The 21,436-nt window shown below is 33.2% G+C and carries 17 protein-coding genes and 1 pseudogene; 16 read left to right on the top strand and 2 right to left on the bottom strand.

Annotated elements, in window-relative coordinates; genetic code table 11:
- Positions 1–35: 35 nt before the first annotated feature.
- The 9 genes from MK119_RS11375 to MK119_RS11335 all read left to right on the top strand — a co-directional run bounded on the left by MK119_RS11375 (position 36) and on the right by MK119_RS11335 (position 12,452).
- Positions 36–920, top strand: a complete 885-nt coding sequence (locus tag MK119_RS11375; RefSeq protein WP_290678566.1) for an alpha/beta hydrolase fold domain-containing protein — start codon at positions 36–38, stop codon at positions 918–920.
- A gap of 54 nt (positions 921–974) precedes the next feature.
- Positions 975–1,904 carry an MBL fold metallo-hydrolase gene (locus tag MK119_RS11370; protein ID WP_290678563.1) on the top strand — a complete coding sequence of 310 codons (930 nt, stop codon included), beginning with the start codon at positions 975–977 and terminating at the stop codon, positions 1,902–1,904.
- 98 nt (positions 1,905–2,002) lie between these two features.
- Positions 2,003–5,443: a methylmalonyl-CoA mutase family protein gene (locus MK119_RS11365; RefSeq protein WP_290678560.1), complete on the top strand. Its 3,441-nt coding sequence runs from the start codon at positions 2,003–2,005 to the stop codon at positions 5,441–5,443.
- A 176-nt stretch (positions 5,444–5,619) separates the two neighbouring features.
- Positions 5,620–8,661 carry a T9SS type A sorting domain-containing protein gene (locus MK119_RS11360; protein ID WP_290678557.1) on the top strand — a complete coding sequence of 1,014 codons (3,042 nt, stop codon included), beginning with the start codon at positions 5,620–5,622 and terminating at the stop codon, positions 8,659–8,661.
- 350 nt (positions 8,662–9,011) lie between these two features.
- Positions 9,012–9,485 (top strand): T9SS type A sorting domain-containing protein, encoded by a 474-nt coding sequence (locus MK119_RS11355; protein WP_290678554.1) that lies wholly within the window; start codon positions 9,012–9,014, stop codon positions 9,483–9,485.
- Positions 9,486–9,490: 5 nt separating this feature from the next.
- A complete protein-coding gene (locus MK119_RS11350) occupies positions 9,491–10,591 on the top strand; it encodes a hypothetical protein (protein ID WP_290678551.1) in 1,101 nt (366 codons plus the stop codon).
- A gap of 102 nt (positions 10,592–10,693) precedes the next feature.
- Positions 10,694–10,885, top strand: coding sequence for a hypothetical protein (locus MK119_RS11345; protein WP_290678548.1), 192 nt, complete (start codon positions 10,694–10,696; stop codon positions 10,883–10,885).
- A gap of 417 nt (positions 10,886–11,302) precedes the next feature.
- Positions 11,303–11,518 (top strand): hypothetical protein, encoded by a 216-nt coding sequence (locus MK119_RS11340; RefSeq protein ID WP_290678545.1) that lies wholly within the window; start codon positions 11,303–11,305, stop codon positions 11,516–11,518.
- Positions 11,519–12,092: 574 nt separating this feature from the next.
- Positions 12,093–12,452, top strand: coding sequence for a hypothetical protein (locus MK119_RS11335; RefSeq protein ID WP_290678542.1), 360 nt, complete (start codon positions 12,093–12,095; stop codon positions 12,450–12,452).
- Between the two features lie 71 nt (positions 12,453–12,523).
- Here the strand turns inward: MK119_RS11335 and MK119_RS11330 are convergent, their stop codons facing one another.
- Positions 12,524–13,630: a helix-turn-helix domain-containing protein gene (locus MK119_RS11330; RefSeq protein WP_290678539.1), complete on the bottom strand. Its 1,107-nt coding sequence runs from the start codon at positions 13,628–13,630 to the stop codon at positions 12,524–12,526.
- A 984-nt stretch (positions 13,631–14,614) separates the two neighbouring features.
- Here MK119_RS11330 and MK119_RS11325 point away from each other — a divergent pair.
- From MK119_RS11325 to MK119_RS11295, 7 genes and pseudogenes are all read left to right on the top strand, one after another.
- Positions 14,615–14,776 (top strand): hypothetical protein, encoded by a 162-nt coding sequence (locus tag MK119_RS11325; RefSeq protein ID WP_290678536.1) that lies wholly within the window; start codon positions 14,615–14,617, stop codon positions 14,774–14,776.
- A 131-nt stretch (positions 14,777–14,907) separates the two neighbouring features.
- On the top strand, positions 14,908–15,621 hold the full coding sequence (locus MK119_RS11320) for a hypothetical protein (RefSeq protein ID WP_290678533.1): 714 nt from the start codon (positions 14,908–14,910) through the stop codon (positions 15,619–15,621).
- Between the two features lie 232 nt (positions 15,622–15,853).
- Positions 15,854–16,000: a hypothetical protein gene (locus tag MK119_RS11315; RefSeq protein ID WP_290678530.1), complete on the top strand. Its 147-nt coding sequence runs from the start codon at positions 15,854–15,856 to the stop codon at positions 15,998–16,000.
- A gap of 69 nt (positions 16,001–16,069) precedes the next feature.
- Positions 16,070–16,510 (top strand): hypothetical protein, encoded by a 441-nt coding sequence (locus MK119_RS11310; protein WP_290678527.1) that lies wholly within the window; start codon positions 16,070–16,072, stop codon positions 16,508–16,510.
- Positions 16,511–16,653: 143 nt separating this feature from the next.
- Positions 16,654–18,236 (top strand): annotated as a pseudogene (locus MK119_RS11305) (alanine/glycine:cation symporter family protein).
- 216 nt (positions 18,237–18,452) lie between these two features.
- Positions 18,453–18,992: a sigma-70 family RNA polymerase sigma factor gene (locus MK119_RS11300; protein ID WP_290678524.1), complete on the top strand. Its 540-nt coding sequence runs from the start codon at positions 18,453–18,455 to the stop codon at positions 18,990–18,992.
- A gap of 150 nt (positions 18,993–19,142) precedes the next feature.
- A complete protein-coding gene (locus tag MK119_RS11295) occupies positions 19,143–20,489 on the top strand; it encodes an HTTM domain-containing protein (protein WP_290678522.1) in 1,347 nt (448 codons plus the stop codon).
- Positions 20,490–20,556: 67 nt separating this feature from the next.
- Here MK119_RS11295 and MK119_RS11290 read toward each other — a convergent pair whose 3' ends face one another.
- A complete protein-coding gene (locus MK119_RS11290; RefSeq protein WP_290678687.1) occupies positions 20,557–21,219 on the bottom strand; it encodes a DJ-1/PfpI family protein in 663 nt (220 codons plus the stop codon).
- Between the last annotated feature and the right edge of the window lie 217 nt (positions 21,220–21,436).

Here is a 21,436-nt window from a genome sequence, read left to right as displayed (position 1 = left end):
AATAAAAAATAATATCTTACTGAAAAATTATAAACATGAGGCAAAGTCTTTCGTACCACATTACAAAAGCTATTATTAAGTTAAAGGGCATCAAAAAGACATTCAGTCAGGACCCGATAGATTTTAAAAAATTACGAAAAGAAGATGTATATGCTCCAAAAGGAAGATTTTTTATACAACACACAGCAAATTTTTCAATTGAAAAAACACAAATTACAGAAGTAACCACAAATTCAGTCAAAAGTAAATTAGTTATCTTCATTCATGGAGGCGCTTTTGTTTCAGGACCAGCTAAACACCATTGGGATTCCATAAAAACCATTGTTAATAAAACAAATTGTATTCTATGGATGTGCAATTATCCCAAAGCTCCAGAGCATAAAATAACAGAAATCTCAAAAAATATTGATGCTGTATATCAACAAGCATTACAAAAGTATGAAGCCAATCAAATTACACTTATTGGTGATTCGGTTGGAGGAACATTAATTACAGCGCTTACTCAAAGATTAATCGTGCAAAACATTGAACTTCCTCAAAAAATCATCTTGATTTGTCCAGTTATGGATGCAAGTATGCAAAATGCTGATATACCACGAGTTGATAAAATTGATCCTATGTTATCAAAAGAAGGTATTTTAAGCGCTAAAAAAATGTGCGTAGGGACAGAAAGTTTACAACATCCAATAATCTCACCACTTTATGGAAGTTTTGTAGGATTTCCTAATACTGTAATATGCATCGCAACTCATGATATTATGTATCCTGATCAATTGTTAGCGATTGAAAAAATGAAAGAATCAAAAGTAAATGTAGAAATCATTAATGGAGAATATATGCCACATATATGGCCTCTATTACCAGTTATGAAAGAAGCAAAATATGCGCTACAATTAATAATAGAAAAAATAAAAGAATAAGCTCTTATGTTTTTAATGAAGCCTTGCATAAAAAAGAGATACAGTTTAACTGGTATGTTTCTTGTTGTTTTGTTTTTAGTAAGTTGTACTCAGGTATTTCAAAAAACTAAAAACTTACAGATACATAATAGACAATACATAACAGTACTTGGAACAGCACAAGATGCAGGTTATCCACAAATCAATTGTCAAAAGTCATGTTGTTTGTCATATCATGAAGGAAAAGTAGAAAAGAAGTTGATTTCTTGTTTAGGATTGATTGATCTTCAAGCAAAGAAAAAGTGGTTATTTGATGCCACACCAGATATCACACAACAAATCCAAAACCTTTCCAATCATTTAGAAACAGCAAGCGTAATTGACGGTGTTTTTCTTACGCATGCACATATCGGACATTATACTGGACTCATGTATTTTGGACGTGAAGCTATGGGAGCAACACAAGTTCCTGTGTATACAATGCCAAAAATGAAAAGCTACTTAGAAACAAACGGGCCTTGGAGTCAGTTAGTTGCCTTAAAAAACATTCAGTTAAAAACATTGAATCATAATGCTGCTGTAGATTTGACAAGCGGACTCAAAGTAACACCATTTTTAGTACCACATCGTGATGAATTTTCAGAAACAGTTGGTTACAAAATAGAAGGGAAAAACAAATCAGCACTATTCATTCCAGATATCAACAAATGGCAGCTTTGGGAAAAAGATATCGTGGCTGAGGTAAAGAAAGTAGATTATGCATTTTTAGATGCTACTTTTTTCAAAGACGGAGAAATTCCAAGACCGATGAGCGAAGTACCACATCCGTTTATTGTTGAAACTGCAAAACTGTTTGAAACAGAAGATAGGTTCACAAAAAATAAGGTCATATTTATTCACTTTAACCATTCGAATCCTGCATTGCAAGAATCAAATACATTAAAAGATAGTTTAAAAGCAAAAGGTTTCCAATTTGCAGAAGAAGGAATGAGTGTAGGACTGTAAAAAAATGGAATCTTGTTTTCTTATATATTTCTTAAAAAATTCCCGTTTTTTTTGAATATTCCGTAAATTGCAGCCCTAAATTATAGACTTCATTACAGATGGAACAAGCGCAACCCTACAAACCAACTTATAAAGTACGAATCGTAACTGCTGCATCACTCTTTGATGGACACGACGCAGCTATCAATATTATGCGACGAATTATTCAATCTACAGGAGTGGAAGTAATTCATTTAGGTCATGATAGAAGTGTTGAAGAAGTAGTAAATACTGCTATTCAGGAAGATGCAAATGCGATTGCAATGACTTCATATCAAGGTGGACACAATGAGTACTTTAAATACATGTACGACTTGTTACAAGAAAGAGGCGCGGGACACATCAAAATATTTGGTGGTGGTGGCGGTGTAATCCTTCCAGAAGAAATCAAAGAACTCATGGAATATGGGATTACCCGTATTTATTCGCCTGACGATGGCCGTGAAATGGGATTACAGGGAATGATCAACGATTTAGTACAAAAATCAGATTTTGCCATTGGTGATACTTTAAATGGAGAAGTCAATATTTTACACGAAAAAAATCCAAAAGCAATTGCTCGTGTGATATCTTCAGCAGAAAACTTTCCAGAAGTTGCCAAAGACGCTTTAGATACAATTCATGAAAAAAATAAAACCTCGCATACACCAGTATTAGGAATTACAGGAACTGGAGGAGCAGGAAAATCAAGTTTGGTAGACGAATTGGTACGCCGATTTTTAATTGACTTCCCAGAAAAAACAATAGGATTGATCTCGGTCGATCCATCAAAACGTAAAACTGGTGGAGCATTGTTAGGAGATCGTATTCGTATGAATGCCATTAATTCACCAAGAGTTTACATGCGTAGTTTGGCAACACGTCAATCGAACCTAGCACTTTCAAAATATGTAAATGAAGCGGTAGAAGTACTAAAAGCTGCGGAATACGATTTAATCATTCTTGAAACATCAGGAATTGGACAATCGGATACAGAAATCATGGAGCACAGTGATGTGGCTTTATATGTAATGACGCCTGAATTTGGAGCTGCAACACAGTTAGAAAAAATCGACATGCTTGATTTTGCTGATTTAGTAGCGATTAACAAATTTGACAAACGTGGTTCGCTAGATGCATTACGTGATGTGAAAAAACAATACATGCGCAACAACAATCTGTGGGACATTCCACAAGATCAATTGCCTGTATACGGAACAATTGCTTCTCAGTTCAACGATCCAGGAATGAACACCTTGTACAAAGCAGTGATGGATAAATTGGTAGAAAAAACAGAAGCAGATTTACAATCAACTTCAAAGATTTCTAGCGAAATGAGCGAGAAGATTTTCGTGATTCCTCCATCAAGAACACGCTACTTATCTGAAATTGCAGAAAACAACAGAGCATACGACAAAAAAGCAGAAGCACAAGTAGAAGTTGCTCAAAAACTATACGGAATTTACAAGACAATTGGTTCTATTTCAAATGTAAAATCGCATGAAGTAGAAATGTCATTCATGTCAAAAACTGGCTTGGACGAAAACATTATTTTAGAGCGATTAGACGAAGAGGCAGACATCGAATTGGTAAAATTATTACTAAAAGAATTCGATCGTGTAAAGCTAAATCTTGATCCTTACAACTGGGAAATCATAAACGGTTGGAATGACAAGATTAACAAATACAAAAATCCGATCTACACGTTTAAAGTACGTGACAAAGAGATCAAAATTAATACACACACTGAATCCTTATCACACTTACAAATACCAAAAGTAGCTTTGCCAAAGTATCAAGCTTGGGGAGATATTTTAAAATGGTGTTTACAAGAAAATGTACCAGGAGAATTTCCGTATGCGTCAGGATTGTATCCTTTTAAACGTACAGGAGAAGATCCAGCGCGTATGTTTGCAGGAGAAGGTGGACCAGAACGTACCAACAAGCGTTTCCATTATGTAAGTCAAGGAATGCCAGCAAAACGTTTATCTACCGCATTTGATAGTGTAACTTTATACGGAAACGATCCAGATTTACGACCAGATATTTACGGAAAAATTGGAAATGCAGGAGTTTCTATCTGTTGTTTAGATGATGCCAAAAAACTCTATTCAGGATTTAATTTGGCAGATAAAATGACATCGGTGAGTATGACGATTAATGGTCCGGCACCAATGTTATTAGGTTTCTTTATGAATGCGGCAATTGATCAACAATGTGAGATTTACATCAAAGAAAACGGTTTAGAAAAAGAAGTAGAGGCAAAGATTGCTAAAATATACAAAGGCAAAGAACGTCCACAATACAATGGTGATTTACCAGAAGGAAATGACGGTTTAGGTTTACTGTTATTAGGTGTTACTGGAGATCAAGTATTGCCAGCAGACATCTATGAAGACATCAAAGTTAAAACAATTGCTCAAGTTCGTGGAACAGTACAAGCAGATATCTTAAAAGAAGATCAAGCGCAAAATACGTGTATATTCTCCACAGAATTTGCCTTACGTTTGATGGGAGATGTACAAGAATATTTTATTGATAATAATGTGCGTAACTTCTATTCAGTTTCTATTTCTGGATATCATATTGCAGAAGCTGGTGCAAATCCAATCACGCAGTTAGCATTAACCTTATCAAACGGATTTACCTACGTAGAATACTATTTGAGTAGAGGAATGGACATCAATAAATTTGGTCCAAACTTATCGTTCTTTTTCTCTAACGGAATCGATCCTGAATATTCTGTAATTGGTCGTGTAGCACGTAAAATCTGGGCAAAAGCCTTAAAACATAAATACGGAGCCAATGCGCGTGCACAAATGTTGAAATATCACATTCAAACATCTGGACGTAGTTTGCACGCACAGGAAATTGATTTCAACGATATTCGTACAACATTACAAGCGTTATATGCGATTTATGATAACTGTAACTCGTTACATACGAATGCGTATGATGAAGCCATTACGACACCAACAGAAGAATCTGTGCGTAGAGCGATGGCAATTCAGTTGATCATCAACAAGGAATTAGGGTTGGCGAAAAACGAAAATCCAATTCAAGGTTCATTCATCATTGAAGAATTGACCGATTTAGTTGAAGAAGCAGTATTGGCAGAGTTTGACCGAATCACAGAACGTGGTGGTGTACTAGGAGCAATGGAAACTATGTATCAACGTTCAAAAATTCAGGAAGAAAGTTTATACTACGAAACTCTAAAGCACAACGGACAGTTCCCAATCATTGGTGTAAATACATTCTTAAGCAGTAAAGGTTCTCCAACGGTAGTTCCAAAAGAAGTGATCCGTGCTACAGAAGAAGAAAAACAATATCAAATCAAGATTTTAGAAAATCTTCATAATGCACATGATACGAAAGGTTTATTATACGATTTACAATTAAAAGCAGTCAACAACGAAAACATCTTTGAAGCTTTGATGAATGTTTGTAAAGTATGTTCGTTAGGGCAAATTACAGCAGCCTTATTTGAAGTTGGAGGACAATATCGAAGAAATATGTAACAAGTCAAGAAGAACTTTCTGTCTTTTTTAATACTCAAAAAAAACAACTAGAGGTTCCAAACAAAATATATATTACCAAAAATGTATGAATCGTGTCGGTTCATACATTTTTTATATCTATCTATCTGTAAACAAAGTACTTTGCAACTAGTAAACTAAAACTAGAAGCATATTACATGAAGACAAAACTACTTTGTTTATCAGTCTTTCTATTCACTAATCTTTATTGTTATGCACAAATTCCAGCAAATGATAATTGTGCAAATGCAGAAATTATCTCTGTAACTAGTACAAATTCCACTTTGGTAAATTTTAATAACGGGATGGCAACACAAAGTCTATTGAGTAGTTGTGATACTGCAGCAACCCCGTATTTGGATGTTTGGTATGAATTTACGATGCCTGTCAATGGAAATATTCAAATAACTGGTGTAAATTTCACCGATGGTTTTTCTTTATATAATACCTGTGGAGGAGCAGAAATTGCCTGTTTTTATGATGATGGATTCTTTTACAATCTTTCAGTAGGAACATATAAATTACGAGCGGTGAGTACACAAGCAAATGCAGGCGCTGATAGTTTTAATATACAAGCTTTTGAAACTGTAGTCAATGACGAATGCGCTACTGCAGAAGTAATCATGGATGATATTACCACGCAACGCTCATTCAATTATGACAATAGAGGAGCTACCGAAAGTTTAGATGCAAGCTGTGATAACGCGATTAATACTTATTTAGATATTTGGTATGAATTCACCATGCCTGTCAATGGAAATCTACAGATCACTGGGGTAAATATTTTTGATCGATTTACACTATACGATACTTGTGGAGGAACAGAAATTGTATGCAGTGCAGACGATACGTTTGCCTACAATCTTATGACAGGAACATATATTTTACGCGTGAGCAAACAAAGTATTTACGCTTCTGCAGATAGCTTCAATTTACAAGCCTTTGCTTCAGTTGCCAATGACGAATGTGCTACTGCCGAAGTGATAACAGATGATGTTTCAACGCAAAGAACGATTGCTTACGATAATCGTGGCGCTACTGAAAGTTTGGATGCAAGCTGTGATAATGTAAGTAATACTTATCATGATATTTGGTACGAGTTTACCATGCCAGTGAATGGAAACTTACATATTACTGGAGTTAATATTTTTGATCGATTTACACTCTATGATTCTTGTGGTGGAGCAGAAATTATGTGTGATGCAGATGATTCTTTTGCATATAATCTTACCACAGGATCATATCTTTTAAGGGTGAGTAAGCAAAGTATTTATGCGTCTGCGGATAGTTTCAATATTCAAGCGTTTACAGTAATTGCAAATGATGAATGTGCAAATGCCGAAGTGATTACAGATGATATTACCACAGAGAGAACGATCAATTATGATAATAGAGGTGCAACAGAAAGTCTAGATGCAAGTTGTGACAATGCCGGCAATACACATTTAGATATCTGGTATGAATTTACCATGCCTGTGAATGGAAATGTCCGAATTACTGGTGTAAATATTTTTGATGAATTTACCTTGTATGATACGTGTGGCGGATCAGAGTTAGCTTGTTTTAATGATGATGGTTTTGTGTACAATCTTACGATAGGAACATATATTTTAAGAGTTTACAAGCGAGATATTTACGCTTCTGCAGATAGTTTCAATATTCAAGCTTTTGAAGCAACTCCAAATAATGAATGTGCTACTGCGGAAGTGATTACAGATGATATTACCACACAAAGAACAATCTTTTTTGATAACAGAGCAGCCACCGAAAGTCTAAATGCAAGTTGTGATAATGCTAGTAATACATATCTAGATGTTTGGTATGAATTTACCATGCCTGTGAATGGAAATCTTCGAATTACTGGTGTGAATTTTTTAGATAGATTTACCTTATATGACGCATGTGGAGGAAGTGAACTATTTTGTGATGCAGGAAGTTTCTTTGTATATAATTTAACTACAGGAACGTATTACCTTCGCGCGTACAGTCAATCCATTCATGCTTCTTCAGAGAGTTTTAACATTCAAGCGTTTGAGCAATTAACAAACGATGATTGTGCCAATGCAGAAATGATTTCTGTAGCAGGAATTGGAGCTTGTGGAACACAAAATATAACAGTCGATCTAAGAGGTTCTTCGGAAACTGTTGCTCCAAACATTGGAGATTGTTTTAGTACCTCACAAACTTGGTTAGACGCTTGGTATAGTTTTGAAGCTCCAATCACAGGAAATACAACGCTTACAAGTACAAATTCTAACAATACATTTGCAGTATATGAAGCGTGTGGAGGGTTTGAAGTTGCTTGCTTTCCAGATGATGGCGTAATTCCTGTTACGTTTGGAAACACCTATTATATACAAGCAGCTAGAGCTTCTAATTTTGCAGGAGAACTGACCTTTTGCTTAGAAGGTTCGCCTGCTGTAGCTCCAGGCAGCGTTGGAGTTTGTGAAACTATGCCTGCCATAGAAATCTCGACTGCACAAGATAATACCAACGAATGGGTACCAATTTTTGATGCTTCAAGCAATATAGTAGCAGCAATCAACGCAAATGGAAATGATTTGGGGAACTTAAATACAACTTTATTCATTGAAAATGCTGATACACGAGACTTCTCTGGGCAACCGTATTCACGGCGAGAAGTCTCTATCAGTACCTCAAACGCACCGTCAACCAACGTAACTGTTCGCCTATACATGTTAGGTGATGAGGTAGACGATTTAATTCTTGCAGATAGCAATCTCACCAATATTACTGGTATAGAATTAATTAAAGTGTCTGGAAATACTTGTACAGCAGGATATGTTTCTGGAGGCAATTTTATCAATACAAGTAGCAGTTCATATTTAGATACTGATTATTACTTGCAATTTTCAATCAATTCGTTCTCAGTATTCTATCCTACATCTACCAATTTAAGTGAAACCTTAAGTATTCCTTCGATTGAAAATAATGTGTTAGGCATTACCATCTCGCCAACTCTTACAGATGGAATCATTTATATAAAAGCAGATACATCTCTTGCAGATGTCACCCTAGATGTATTTGATATGACAAGAAGAAACATCTATCAAGCAAGTTTTGAACATATCAATCAAACGCAGCAATCTGTGAATCTTAGTGGGTATACGTCTGGTGTGTATTTTATGAAAATTACACATCAAGACAAACAATTAACTAAAAGAATCATATTAAAATAGTTAGTAGTATGATACTTTAGATAAGCAGTGTCACAAAGTGTTTCTTAGTCTTTACGCAGCGTGACGCTGTTTTTATTTAAGAAAAAACCGTCATGCTAAAACTGTAACGGTTTTTTAGGACGTGTCAAATTACATGGAAGATATAAAAAGAAAGACATCCTTAAAAGCGCTAAGAATGCATTGTTTTTTTTGAAATTATAGGCTTGTGCAACGGTTACCTTGTTACCATTAGTTATTTTAATAAGCTTATTTCATCACTATGTACTAAACTTATAAAATCAGGTAAAAACCCCTGTATTTTTTTTATGCAAAATGTATATTTTTGAAATAAAATTTATAACAAATTAAAAATGCAAAGAAACTTATTAGTAGTATTGCTGTTTTTTATGGCACATATGTTAAGTGCCCAAGAGAGCATTGCAGTATCAGGCACAAATGCCACAGGTAGTGGCGGAAGCTCTAGTTATACCGTTGGTCAGGTGTTTTACACTATCAATTCTGGTAGTGGTGGTACCGTCACTCAAGGTGTACAACAAAGTATAGAGCTGAATACTTTAAGCAATCTAGAATTGACTACTGTAAATCTATCAGCAATTACCTATCCTAATCCCGCATCTGATCACATTATACTTAAAATTTCAGATACTGCGTTCGATAATTTAAGATATAATCTTATTGACGTTAACGGAAAAGCCATAGCTAATGGCACCATTACAAATATAGATACGCAAATTAGTTTGCAAAGTTTAGCTTTAGGGATGTATATACTTAAAGTAAACCAAAATAACCAAGAATTAAAAACTTTTAAAATTATTAAGAAATAAAGACTATGAAAAAACTGTACACATTTTTAGTAGCAATAATACTTACAGCAACCACTTTTGCGCAAGCACCAGAAAAAATGAGTTACCAAGCGGTTGTAAGAGACAGTGGTGATGCATTTGTAACAAACCAAGTAATAGGCATGCAAATAAGCATTTTGAAAACTACAGCGACAGGAACAGCAGTGTATGTAGAAACCCAAACGCCAACTACCAATGTAAACGGATTAGTAACTGTAGAAATAGGAACTGGAACACCAGTTACAGGCACCTTTGCAGGTATTGATTGGAGTGCAGATACATACTTTATAAAAACAGAAACCGACCCAGCAGGCGGTACAAATTATAGCATAACAGGTACCAGCCAGTTATTAAGTGTGCCGTATGCTTTGCATGCTAAAACAGCTGCTAGTGTAACAGAAACACAAACTTTAACAGATGTTGTGGCTTTAGGCAATACAGTAAACAATCAATTAAAATTGGTTACAGACCCAACAGAACCCCAAGATGCTGCAACCAAGGCTTATGTAGATGCTCTAGAAGTACAGTTAGCTGCCTTAGAAGATAGGATTACTGCCTTAGAACCAAAAATTGGTGATTCTTATCTTGGAGGAATTATATTTTATATTTATGAACCAGGAGACGCAGGTTATGTACCTGGAGAAAGTCACGGTTTAATAGCAGCAACGTCTGATCAATCAACAGGTATACAATGGACATTATCTGCTTTTCATACTGCAATAGCTGGTGCAGCAAGCTATTCAGATGGTGCTGCAAACACTGATGCAATAATAGCGCAAACAGGAGCAGCTCCAGCCAATACGTATGCAGCAGGTTTGTGTCGTTTATACAGTACCTCGGGGAATAATGACCAAGGGCTATGGTATCTACCTTCTAAAGACGAACTAAACCTCATGTATGCGAATATAGGACAAGGAGATGCATTGGGACTTGGTAACATTGGTAATTTTTATAATAGTGGGTACTACTGGACTTCTACGGAGCTCATAACCAATGCCGTGTTTCTTCAGGGTTTCTTATATGGAAATGTGGTCACCACCACCAATATGGGCATCGAACAAAGAGTGCGTGCTGTTAAAGCTTTTTAGTTATTTATCAATTTAGCGAAGCGGTCTTACGAATATCTTTTAATAAATTAATAAAGGGTTATTAAATTAAATAAAAGTCGCGTAAGCGACAAGTATTAAAAAATGGTATTACATACAGAGCTTCCTGTTTACAGAGATACTTATAAATTGGTTTTAGAAATTTTTGTAAGTACTAAAAATTTCCCAAAAGAATATAAGTATAGTTTGGTTAGAGATAAAGAGCGCGATGTGCTGGTATGTAAATTTTCAGATAAAAGTGGACTAGATAAAGGATATTTATACAGGAACGTTTAAGTACCTTCATAGCATGCTTTGAAGATATTGTAAAATCCTTAAAAAGCTAACATCATGACACAAAACAAACACACAGCCAATTTGTAATCAAAGACATTAAACGTCAAACCAGAAGAAAGTTTTCTTCTGAAGAGAAAATTCGTATGGTAGTAGAGAATTAAAAGGAGAAGAATCTTTGGCAGCAATCTGCCGAGGAGAAAACATCGCTCCATCATTATTCTATAAATGGAATAAAGACTTCCTTGATGCTAGCTAGAAACGCTAGTTGGGAGGTACTATACGCGAAGCCAATATAAGTGAAGTAAAAGCACTTAGAGAAGAAAACAGAGATTTAAAAGAAGTAGTTATAGAACTGACTTTGAAGAATCGTGTATTGAAAAATAGCTTGAATGGTCTCGAATAAAATTTAAGAAGTATATGCGATTTACTCAAGCAGAAAAATATGAGATCATCCAAATAGTAGAAGGTTCAGAGATTTGTTGCAATCAAACATTGAAGGGACTAAGCATCAATAAGAGTACATTCTACAATTGGTATGGTCAATATTTAAAAAAAGGATATGATGGACTAGCTCCCAAAACAAGAGTTAGAAATAGTTATTGGAACAAGATCCCTGATCAAATAAGAAATTAAGTTATAGAGTTAGCTTTAGAGTTAGCTATAGCTATGCACGCAATGATGACTTTAAACATACGATTCGTAACCATAAAAAAGTAAAAGAACTTGGTTTACAATATTTTCAAGCTATTCAGCAATTGCCTTTATTTGCTAATTTCAAACAAAAGAAAAAATTTAAAAGACTTTTTGAAGAAGAATCGTAATCATATTTTTTGCCTTAAAAAATGATGAAAAGAGCTTTAACTCGCTGAAAAGTACTATTTACGTATTGCATATTGAAATAAGTTTATTGCCCATTTATATTTGAAAAAAAACAATGGGAAAACTCGCAACATATTTCTTACTACTTTTTGCTTGTCAAGTAATAACGGGACAAAATATTTGTAGAGATTTTAAAAGTTGTAATGAACTTCAAAACTGGATCAAAGAAGTCAACAAGCTTGAATCAGAAGAACAAAAAATCAAAATAATTCAAAGAATAGAATGTGAGTAAAAATCTAAGCAAGTTGAAGATGATTTACGTCTCAGAATTTTAATTGATGGATATAAATTTTTTACCGTAAATGAAATTCCTATTGAAAGAATCATAATGTTTCAATTAATTCCAGCAAACTGTTTTTCTATAGCATATTCGTCATGTGAATCTGAAGAATTCTCTTTAGGTTCTGTTTTAATCAGTGATTTTGATAAACTCATTCTTAATCAGATTACGCAACTTACCAACATTCGAGCTAAAAGACGAGGAGGCAAAATCATACTCAAATTTGAATCTGTAACAGAGCACGATATTGAATTAAATGTTTCTGGTTTTTTAAATCAAGACTGTACAAAGCTCATAATGAAAACGAGATTAAAAATAGGAGGCAATAAAATTGTAATTAGACGCAGTGATATACTTCAATACATTGAGTTAAATTTAAAAGGAAATAAACTGAATATTTTAATATGAGATGATGTTGCCTAATAATAAAATGCTATGCAAAATTCTTGTTAGACTTCATCAATAATTATTATTCTAAATCAAGAATACATCTTCTCAATATAACGTGAAGGAGTATCGTTCATCAACGCTTTAAAGGTTTTATTAAATGTTGATTTCGAATTAAATCCAGCATCCATCGCAATAGAAAGTAAGGTTTGTTTTTTATGTTCTCCAGCTTCAACCTTTTGTAAAAAAGCTTTTACTCTGTATTCATTGATGTACTCATAGAATGTTTTTTCATATATAGAGTTTAATAACCATGATAAATTATTCGCAGTAGTCCCTAATTCCTTAGCAAGTATTTTTAAACTCAAATCAGAATGCATAAAAATATGTTCATCTTCAACTAGCACTTGTAATTTTTGTTGGATATCAGACACTTCTTCTTTTGTCATTCGATTTCGAGCAATTATTTTTTTTTCAATCGGTAAACGAACAATTTCTGGTTGCGTAAAGCTAAAATAACCCACTGTAAACAGAAAAATGGTAATACAAATCCAAATCAGTTTATAACTGATAATAGAATCAAAATTTCCCAATCCATATGTGTTAAAAATTCCAAAAGCCCAACAAAAAGCAATAGAAGAAATTCCAACTAAGACGAATGTTATATAGCGAGAAACCTTATTTATGTATATACTTGGATTTTCTATATTTTTGAGATGTTTTACAATTTTATAAGATAAATAACTATATACAATAATTGAAACCGCTCCTGTAACTTCCATGGCTAAAAAAGCATAGAACATTATTGGTGTATATTTAGAAGCTACATATTCTTCTGTAGTGATAGAAAGTGTCCATATAAAATAGATAAACAATAGGAGCGAAGGGATATAATGCTTAAAAGACAGTTTGTTATTTGGATGATTTCCAAAAACCAATTTTCTAAAATATAAATACAAAAAAGGACCAAATAAATACATGGTACATTCAGTTAAAATAGCACTGCGCCAAAACAGTATTGGGTCTAATTGGTATTGAAGCATTTCTCTGGCAAAAATAATGGTAGAAAACCCAATAATGATCATCAATATCTTGTTAGCTTCTTTATTTTTTTGCGAAACAAAGTACAACGAGATCATAAGAAAAATTCCCTGAACAATTCCAGAAAATAAGATTAGGTCTAGGAAAGTAAATGTCATCTTTTTTGAATTAAATATAATTAGAAATTATGTTGAAAAGTCTTAAAAAAATGATAATAAGACAAATGTTTATAGAAAAAATACTGTACGCTCTTTAAACCCTTTTTATATAAGGAAAGACAAACCTTAAAAGGTGCCTGCAATTTATAAATTCAAATAAAAACTAAGGTGCGTATGTGTACAAACATACTTGTTTAAGATGCTAATTCGCATTTTAGGAAGGATCAATTACTACTTTAGAATCACTTTAACATCAAAATTTATTTATTAACAAAAAACGAAAAATTAAAGGATTAACTCCTAACAAAAAATCGACCTCTAATCTAAATCATGACAAAATTAGAGGAGCTGTTCTAACAGAGTTTTGTGGCTACGGTTATTCAGATGGTTTACAATAGCGTAAACTTTTTGGAATTGTACCAGAGGAAATTGAACAGCCGATTGTACAGATCGAATTAATTGACCATGCAGTAGATTGCCAGAATGTGTTAATGATGAAAACTAAATAATTAGTAGTTAAAATTTGAACCTATGATGTATAAGAGAGCTTCTTATTCCAAAAGAAGTTCTTTTCTTATTCAGTATTTTTAAAAATCTCGGAGTAGTGTATACAACAAGACGTACAAGTAAGGCTAAAGACAATTTCTAAAACTTCATTTTCTAGTTTTGCTTCAATATTAATTTTAAAAACTATTATTATGAAAAAACAACAGTTGAAAAATTTAGCTTTAAGTAAAAAAACAGTGTCTAATTTAAACAAGACAAAAGCAAAAGGAGGTATATCTACATACTCTCTAGATCTTCAATTTTGTACTTCTGGAAATGTTGCAAGTGCAATTTTAATATGCTACGAGGGATATACTGAACAATTGTGTCACTGCTAAAATGCTTATTTTGAGTAAAAAATGTTATCAAAAAGGAATATCGCTTGATATTCCTTTTTCAATTTTGTATTTTTTATATCATAACCAAAAACTTAAAATCATGAAAAAACAAACAATTAAAAATTTAGCATTCAAAAAAAGTACAATTTCTACATTTGAAGCAATTGAAACTCTAAAAGGAGGAGGAAGAAATACTTCACATACAAGTTGTTTGTGCATGGATACTATGTGTGAATGCGATCCAGAAAAGACTTTTCTTTAAAAATCGTTTTTAATAACGTATTTGAAAAGGAATGCCAATTGGTGTTCCTTTTTTATTTTTAATTATTTTATAGAATCAATCAATATGCAAAACATGTACGCGCTTATAGATTCTATTGTAACGGCCTTGGTTTGCTTGCTTACTGCATTTGTCATTTAACGTATTTACAAGAAAGAACGAAAACAGCAAAATCTAAAAACATTAGTGTAATTAACTGGTTTAGGTTAGCAATTTTTGCATGGGGAATTGGTACCTTGATTACCTTACTCGCTACAAAATATTTTGAAGTGACCGCACAAGCCAAATGTTTGATATATTGGGGAGTTTTCATTTCTTTAATCAATTCGTTATTTATCTTATTGTCATTGCCTTCTAAAGAACATCAAAACAAACGAAATATGATAGTACAACTTGTGCAGCGTTTTTCAGTGAAAGAATTTGTGATGTTATACAGCGGTATTTTTAGCATGATTGCCTTTGTGTTTATAGCAACCTCGTATACCAATCCCGATATCAGTAGCAGTTTTATTTGGTTGATTGATATTCCAATCTCAATAGTAGTTGCACTAGCTTTATTATATGAATTGAATAGTGTATTCATCAATCGAAACATGCGATTTATGTATTTGCTTTGCTTTTTATTGTTCGTATTAATTATGATTGCGGTTTCTCACAGAATCATTCCATACGAGTTGGTTCAAGAGCATGTCAGTTCTGCTAGTTGGAGTCTGATTGGAATCATTACGGCGATTTCGTTTAAATTTATCTTTATTCTCTTATTTTATATTTATTATACAGCTGGAAATTTCTCTCTTAAAAATAACAACAACAATCTGAACTTGTAATGCTTGAAGCAGAACGAAACAGATTGCGTACTGAAAATGAAAAACTACAAATTGCCAATGAAAGTCATATTGATACCATTCAATCGTTGACAAAAAACTCAAAAAACAAGAGCAGAAAGTTTCTGAACTGCAAGAAGCATCTAAAAGTATATTTTCCGATCGGCAGAAAGAGGTATTAGCAAATTTAGGAAGTTGCGGCGAACAAAAATCCTATACAGAAATTGCAGAAGCTATGTATATCAGCGTTGATGGATTTCAGGCGCATATTTATCAAATCAAAAAAATATTAAACATTAGTGGAACTGTTGGAAAAGAACAACTCATTACGTATGCAATAGACAATAATTTATTGGAATTTGCGACTATTGAATGTGCCTAATTAAAATAAAAATTAAGTTTTATTTCATTTTTGAAACAATTAGATTTACACAAGATATAAAATAATTTCATGTTAGGAATCCTAGACTTCTTTTTCGGAAAAAAAACAACTATAAAAGTTCCTGAAATAGGAACATTCACTGCTCGCATTAAAAGAAATACACAAAAAGAAATTGTGTGGTCATGTTATGAATATTCTTCCAATATCAACAAAGAAATAACTTTTTTGCTTTTAGGAAATGCTAAAGGACCATACCAAAGGCAAATCGAAGAGACAAAATCAATTCTAAAAAATAAAGAGGAAATCAAAGAGCAAATTGCAGATCTACTTTCAGAAATTCCCTCAAATATGAAAAAAATACAACACCTAAATTTAGCAGATTTCAGATTAAAATATATAGACTTTTCTCAAAATGAAGGCATTATTCATGAGCTTTCTTACGAATCTGAAGATGGTGGATATTTTGGTGCTGTTTTTAAAGATCAAGTCATTAAAGACATATTAATATAAGCTACCCAAGTATTGTATTTTTATATGCATTATGTATGATTAAGTACATACTTAAGCACTTTACTTATTAAAAATAGCACTGCGTAACCTTTTGTAATACAGTACATAATTTCACCTTCGTATCAATCAAAAAAAACAAACAGATGAAATCAATACAATTCTTTTTTCTTAGTGTATTAGTGCCTGTTTTTGGACTAGCTCAAGAAACATCAAGCACATTAGATGCACGAATCAATGAAAATTTCAAAAATGCCACAAGTTGGTTTACCGATGTTATGTTTGCAGAAATTCCGATCATAGGAGAAGTCGGAATTCCTTGAGTATTAATTGTACTTATTTTAGGAGCAAGCTATTTTACTATCTATTTTAAACTCATCAACATCCGCGGATTCTTCACCGCAATAAAAGTAGTCAAGGGTGATTATGACGAATTAGAAAATGATCATAAAGCTGAGGTTTCAACAGCAGTTTCTTCCGAAAAACAAGGAGAAGTATCACACTTACAAGCACTCACAGCAGCCTTGTCCGCAACAGTCGGACTCGGAAATATTGCTTGAGTTGCTATTGCGCTTTCCATCGGTGGTCCAGGCGCAACTTTCTGGATGATTTTAGTTGGATTCTTAGGAATGGCTTCCAAATTTGTAGAATGTACGCTTGGTGTTAAATACCGTGAGGTGGACGAAAATGGCGTTGTATATGGCGGTCCGATGTATTAGTTACGCAAAGGATTACAAGAAAAAGGATTCAAACGTTTGGGGAAAATATTAGCAGTTGTATTTGCCATTATGTGTATTGATGGATCATTTGGAGGCGGAAATATGTTTCAAGTCAATCAAGCTTTTCAACTCTTTCAATATGTAACTGGAGGAAGCGAAAGTATCTTTTATGGAAAAGGTTGGTTATTTGGAATCATCATGGCAACGTTTGATGGAATTGTCATTATTGGGGCATCAAAAAAATAGCAAACGTTACAGACAAAGTGTTGCCTTTAATTGTTGCTACATACGTAATTGCCATTCTAATTATTTTTGGAATCAATTACCAAAGTATTCCAGCTGCATTTGGTGAAATTTTCAATGGAGCATTCAGCTATGAAGGAGTTGCAGGCGATTTCTCGGTGTATTAATACAGGGTTTTAAACGTGCAGCTTTTTCTAACGAAGCAGGAATTGGTTCATCGTCCATTGCGCATTCAGCTGTAAAAACAAATTATGCTGCGAGTGAAGGCTAGTTAGCATTATTAGAGCCCTTTATTGATACGGTAGTAGTTTGTACCATGACAGCACTGGTGTTAATCATTACGGGACAAATTACTGTTGGAACAGAAGTTTCCTATGAACAAGGAGCTATCTTGACCTCAAATGCGCTAGAAAGTGGCATATTGTGGTTTCCGGATGTATTAACCGTAGCGGTGATATTATTTGCGTTTTCTTCGATGATTTCTTGGTCGTATTATGGGCATCAGGCATGGTCATATTTATTTGGAAGAAGCAAAAAAAACGAATTTATATAAAACGATCTTTTGCATATTTGTCATCATTGGCGCTGCCGCAAGTCTACAAGCAGCAGTCGATTTTGCAGATGCGATGGTTTTTTCTATGATGGTTCCTAATATGATTGGGTTGTATTTGTTGACTCCTAAAGTAAAAGAAGAATTAAAACGGTATAGAAAAGCAATTCGTTTAAAAAAGGACAAAAAATTAATAAAAAAAATGCATCTTTTTTAAACACTTTACGTCTACTGTGTGAATTTAAATTACATATAATGGAAAATCATACAAACTGTACGTGCAACTGCGCAAGCTGCAAAAAAGGAGAATGCAATCAATGTACTTGTGAAAACTGTAACTGTGTAAATTGTAATTGCTAATAAAATGGTAAGATTGTCTTGGAAAAACTTCGTATCTTTCTTAGACAATCTTTTCGATTAGAAAAAAGAATAAATGACAACTACAGAAGTTTGGGAACATTACGCAAATGATATAAAACGCTTCATCATGAGTAAGGTGAAAGACGTCCAAATTACCGATGATTTAGTGCAAGAAGTATTTTTAAAAATACACTCAAAATTAGAAACAGTAGCTGACGAAAGTAAAATAAAACCTTGGTTACTAAGCGTCTGTAGAAATACAGTATTGGATTATTTACGAAAATCAAACAAAGAAGTTCCGTTAGAAAAAGAGGAAACCATTGTTGCAATAGAAGAATATAAACATTCTGAAAAAGATTGCTTACCTGGTATTATTAAAAATCTCCCTAAAAAATATAGAGATCCATTATTCTTGTCAGATATTAAAGGTCTCAAACAAGCAGAAATTGCAGAGAAACTCAATCTTCCACTATCAACAGTAAAATCGCAAATTCAACGCGGACGAAAACTTATTGTACAAGGATATATGGATTGCTGTGATTACAAGTTAAATGATCAGGGTTTTCTTGTGGGAGAAATCAAAGAAAAAGCACAGTGTAAAGTTTGTAATTAGTGTAGTTTTATATCTTAAAATAATTGTAAGTTGCTTAAATTCATCATGTATTCTCATGAGTTTTTTTATTAATATCAAGAAAATCTTTTAGATTCTAAGAAAGCTATATCGGAAAATTGTATTTTAGGTGTGTACCAACCAAAACCAATTATGAAGTACGTACACAAACTAGTATTCAAGTCAATAGATGTTTCTAAAGTTGCTATTTTTAGAATTTTCTTTGGATTGTTCATGACCTATCAAATGATTTATTATTACGAGATAGACTACACATTCCAGTTTATATACGGACCAGAGGTTCTATTTCCATATCAAGGTTTAGAATTTTTAGAACCATTCTCTTTAGGCATTTTAAAAGTAATTCACGCTGGTTTATTGATTTCAGCAATATTAATTACACTTGGGTTTTTGTATAGATATGCCATGATATTCTTCTTTGTAGGCTTCTTTTATTTCTCTTTTGTAGATAAAACATTGTACAACAATCATATCTATCTGATTGCGTTATTTGCTTTTGTGATGATCTTTATTGACGCAGATAAAAAGTATAGTTTGCGAGCTAAATTTTCAAAAAAATCACTGTCACATTTAGTTCCAGCTTGGCATCAAAATATTCTTATTTTTTTAATTTTGATAGTATATTTTTTTGGAGGAATTTCAAAACTATCACCCAATTGGTTGGACAGTAACTTAGTGAGTTACACGATTGATCAAGCGCAAAGCAGTGTATTAACTAACTTATTTCCAAAAGAAATGCTGATTGTTTTGATAAAATATGGCGGACTCATTTTTGACTTGAGTATTGCGTTTATTTTACTCGCTAAAAAAACACGTTGGTTAGGTGTCATACTTGTGGTATTATTTAGCTATACGAATAATTCAATCTTATTTAATGATATTGGAATCTTTCCTTTCTTCATGATTTGTGCTACCATTTTATTCTTTGATAGCAAAAAAGTTGGAAACTATGTAGATTCTATTTTTGGTCTAAAAACAACTGAAACTTCTGAGGGAGAAGGGAAGAAGTCAAAATATAGAACATTAACACTAAGTTGTCTTTTTGTTTTTGTCCTATTTCATCTCTTATTTCCATTGCGACATCATTTTTTGACAGATAATCCAGAGTGGACAAGTATAGGACAACGATTTTCTTGGCGAATGAAAATGCAGTCTAGAAATGTAACACAATTCAATATGTCGTTGATAGATCGTGCTACTTCTCAAAAATACAATTTGGATGGAAAAACCTTTGTAACCAAAAATCAATTTATACATATGCCAGAAGATCCTTATACGTTTGTGCAATTGGCAAAGTATATCAGTAAAAAACTCTATTTAGAACGCGGTTTGATAAATCCAATAATAAAAGCAGATTTGATGGTTGAGTTTAATGGAATGCCAGCACAACACATGCTCAATCCAAGAATTGATTTAACCAAAATGAGCGAAAACCAATTTGAAGAACATCCTTGGATTCCTGAATTTAAAGCATATTAATAATGATTGAATTATAACAGAAAAACTCTTAACATCTAAACCCAAGACCTAAGACCTAAGACCCAAATTACTCCACAATCGTATGCGGATAACCATCCAAAGTCCAATCGATCACCAAACCGCCAGCAAGACTTTCTGCTATCTTCTTTCCATACAAATGTTCACACAAGTACAAAGCAGCTTCAAAAGATTTTGCGCCACCAGCTGAGGTAATATACTTTCCGTCATGTACAAATAAGGTATTATCTCTAATATCTAGCTTTGGAAACATTTCGCGCATTTTTAGAATATCACTTGGAAACGTGGTAGATGCTACATTATCCAACAATCCAGCTTTCGCTAATACAAAAGCACCATCACAATGCGAAGTTATAAATGTTGCTTCTTTATCAACTTTCTGTACAAATGCAATCATCTTTTCGTCCTCTAAATCAGTATCTAAATGATGTTCGGCACTTGGTACAACCAGAATATCAATCTTAGGCATTTCATCTTTTAAATAATTAAAATCTGGTAAAATTCGCATGCCTTCAAATGTTCTTACAGGTGCATCAGTATTTGCTACTGTAAAGACATTCATCGCTTTAATATTCTCACGGAAAATAGTATGCTGAAAAATATCAAAAGGAGCCGTTAATTCTGTATTATACACGCCATCCATAATTAAAAATCCAACATTATAACGATTGGGTTCAAGTTTAGGAAATTGCTTCTTTGGCGCAGTTTCCATCTCTGTTTTTGTAGTGTTATTCTTCGTTTCTTGTCTTCCTTTCGTTTCACAACTAACAATACATAGTGTAAACGTTAAAATAACTAGGATTCTTTTCATTGTGATCAAATAGCGATTAATAATTTGTAAATTTAAACATTAAAAAATACGAACTACAACCAAATGAAATGAACTTGCTAATATTTTGATAAAAACTCAAATTATTGTTAGTGAATTC

This window comes from Kordia sp. (assembly GCF_022447245.1).
Taxonomy (GTDB): domain Bacteria; phylum Bacteroidota; class Bacteroidia; order Flavobacteriales; family Flavobacteriaceae; genus Kordia.
The sequence above is the reverse complement of the archived record's forward strand: the minus strand, read 5'-3'. Positions and strand labels throughout refer to the sequence as shown.

What these genes read in the sequence shown, in the direction of transcription:
- MK119_RS11365 (WP_290678560.1), top strand. Translation starts at nt 2,003, where the DNA reads ATGGAACAAGCGCAACCCTACAAACCAACTTATAAAGTACGAATCGTA.
- MK119_RS11295 (WP_290678522.1), top strand. Translation starts at nt 19,143, where the DNA reads ATGAAGTACGTACACAAACTAGTATTCAAGTCAATAGATGTTTCTAAA.
- MK119_RS11335 (WP_290678542.1), top strand. Translation starts at nt 12,093, where the DNA reads ATGTTTCAATTAATTCCAGCAAACTGTTTTTCTATAGCATATTCGTCA.
- MK119_RS11355 (WP_290678554.1), top strand. Translation starts at nt 9,012, where the DNA reads ATGCAAAGAAACTTATTAGTAGTATTGCTGTTTTTTATGGCACATATG.
- MK119_RS11290 (WP_290678687.1), bottom strand. Translation starts at nt 21,219, where the DNA reads ATGGAAACTGCGCCAAAGAAGCAATTTCCTAAACTTGAACCCAATCGT.
- MK119_RS11315 (WP_290678530.1), top strand. Translation starts at nt 15,854, where the DNA reads ATGTATATCAGCGTTGATGGATTTCAGGCGCATATTTATCAAATCAAA.
- MK119_RS11360 (WP_290678557.1), top strand. Translation starts at nt 5,620, where the DNA reads ATGAAGACAAAACTACTTTGTTTATCAGTCTTTCTATTCACTAATCTT.
- MK119_RS11350 (WP_290678551.1), top strand. Translation starts at nt 9,491, where the DNA reads ATGAAAAAACTGTACACATTTTTAGTAGCAATAATACTTACAGCAACC.
- MK119_RS11370 (WP_290678563.1), top strand. Translation starts at nt 975, where the DNA reads ATGTTTCTTGTTGTTTTGTTTTTAGTAAGTTGTACTCAGGTATTTCAA.
- MK119_RS11330 (WP_290678539.1), bottom strand. Translation starts at nt 13,630, where the DNA reads ATGACATTTACTTTCCTAGACCTAATCTTATTTTCTGGAATTGTTCAG.
- MK119_RS11300 (WP_290678524.1), top strand. Translation starts at nt 18,453, where the DNA reads ATGACAACTACAGAAGTTTGGGAACATTACGCAAATGATATAAAACGC.
- MK119_RS11340 (WP_290678545.1), top strand. Translation starts at nt 11,303, where the DNA reads ATGCGATTTACTCAAGCAGAAAAATATGAGATCATCCAAATAGTAGAA.
- MK119_RS11310 (WP_290678527.1), top strand. Translation starts at nt 16,070, where the DNA reads ATGTTAGGAATCCTAGACTTCTTTTTCGGAAAAAAAACAACTATAAAA.
- MK119_RS11325 (WP_290678536.1), top strand. Translation starts at nt 14,615, where the DNA reads ATGAAAAAACAAACAATTAAAAATTTAGCATTCAAAAAAAGTACAATT.
- MK119_RS11375 (WP_290678566.1), top strand. Translation starts at nt 36, where the DNA reads ATGAGGCAAAGTCTTTCGTACCACATTACAAAAGCTATTATTAAGTTA.
- MK119_RS11345 (WP_290678548.1), top strand. Translation starts at nt 10,694, where the DNA reads ATGGTATTACATACAGAGCTTCCTGTTTACAGAGATACTTATAAATTG.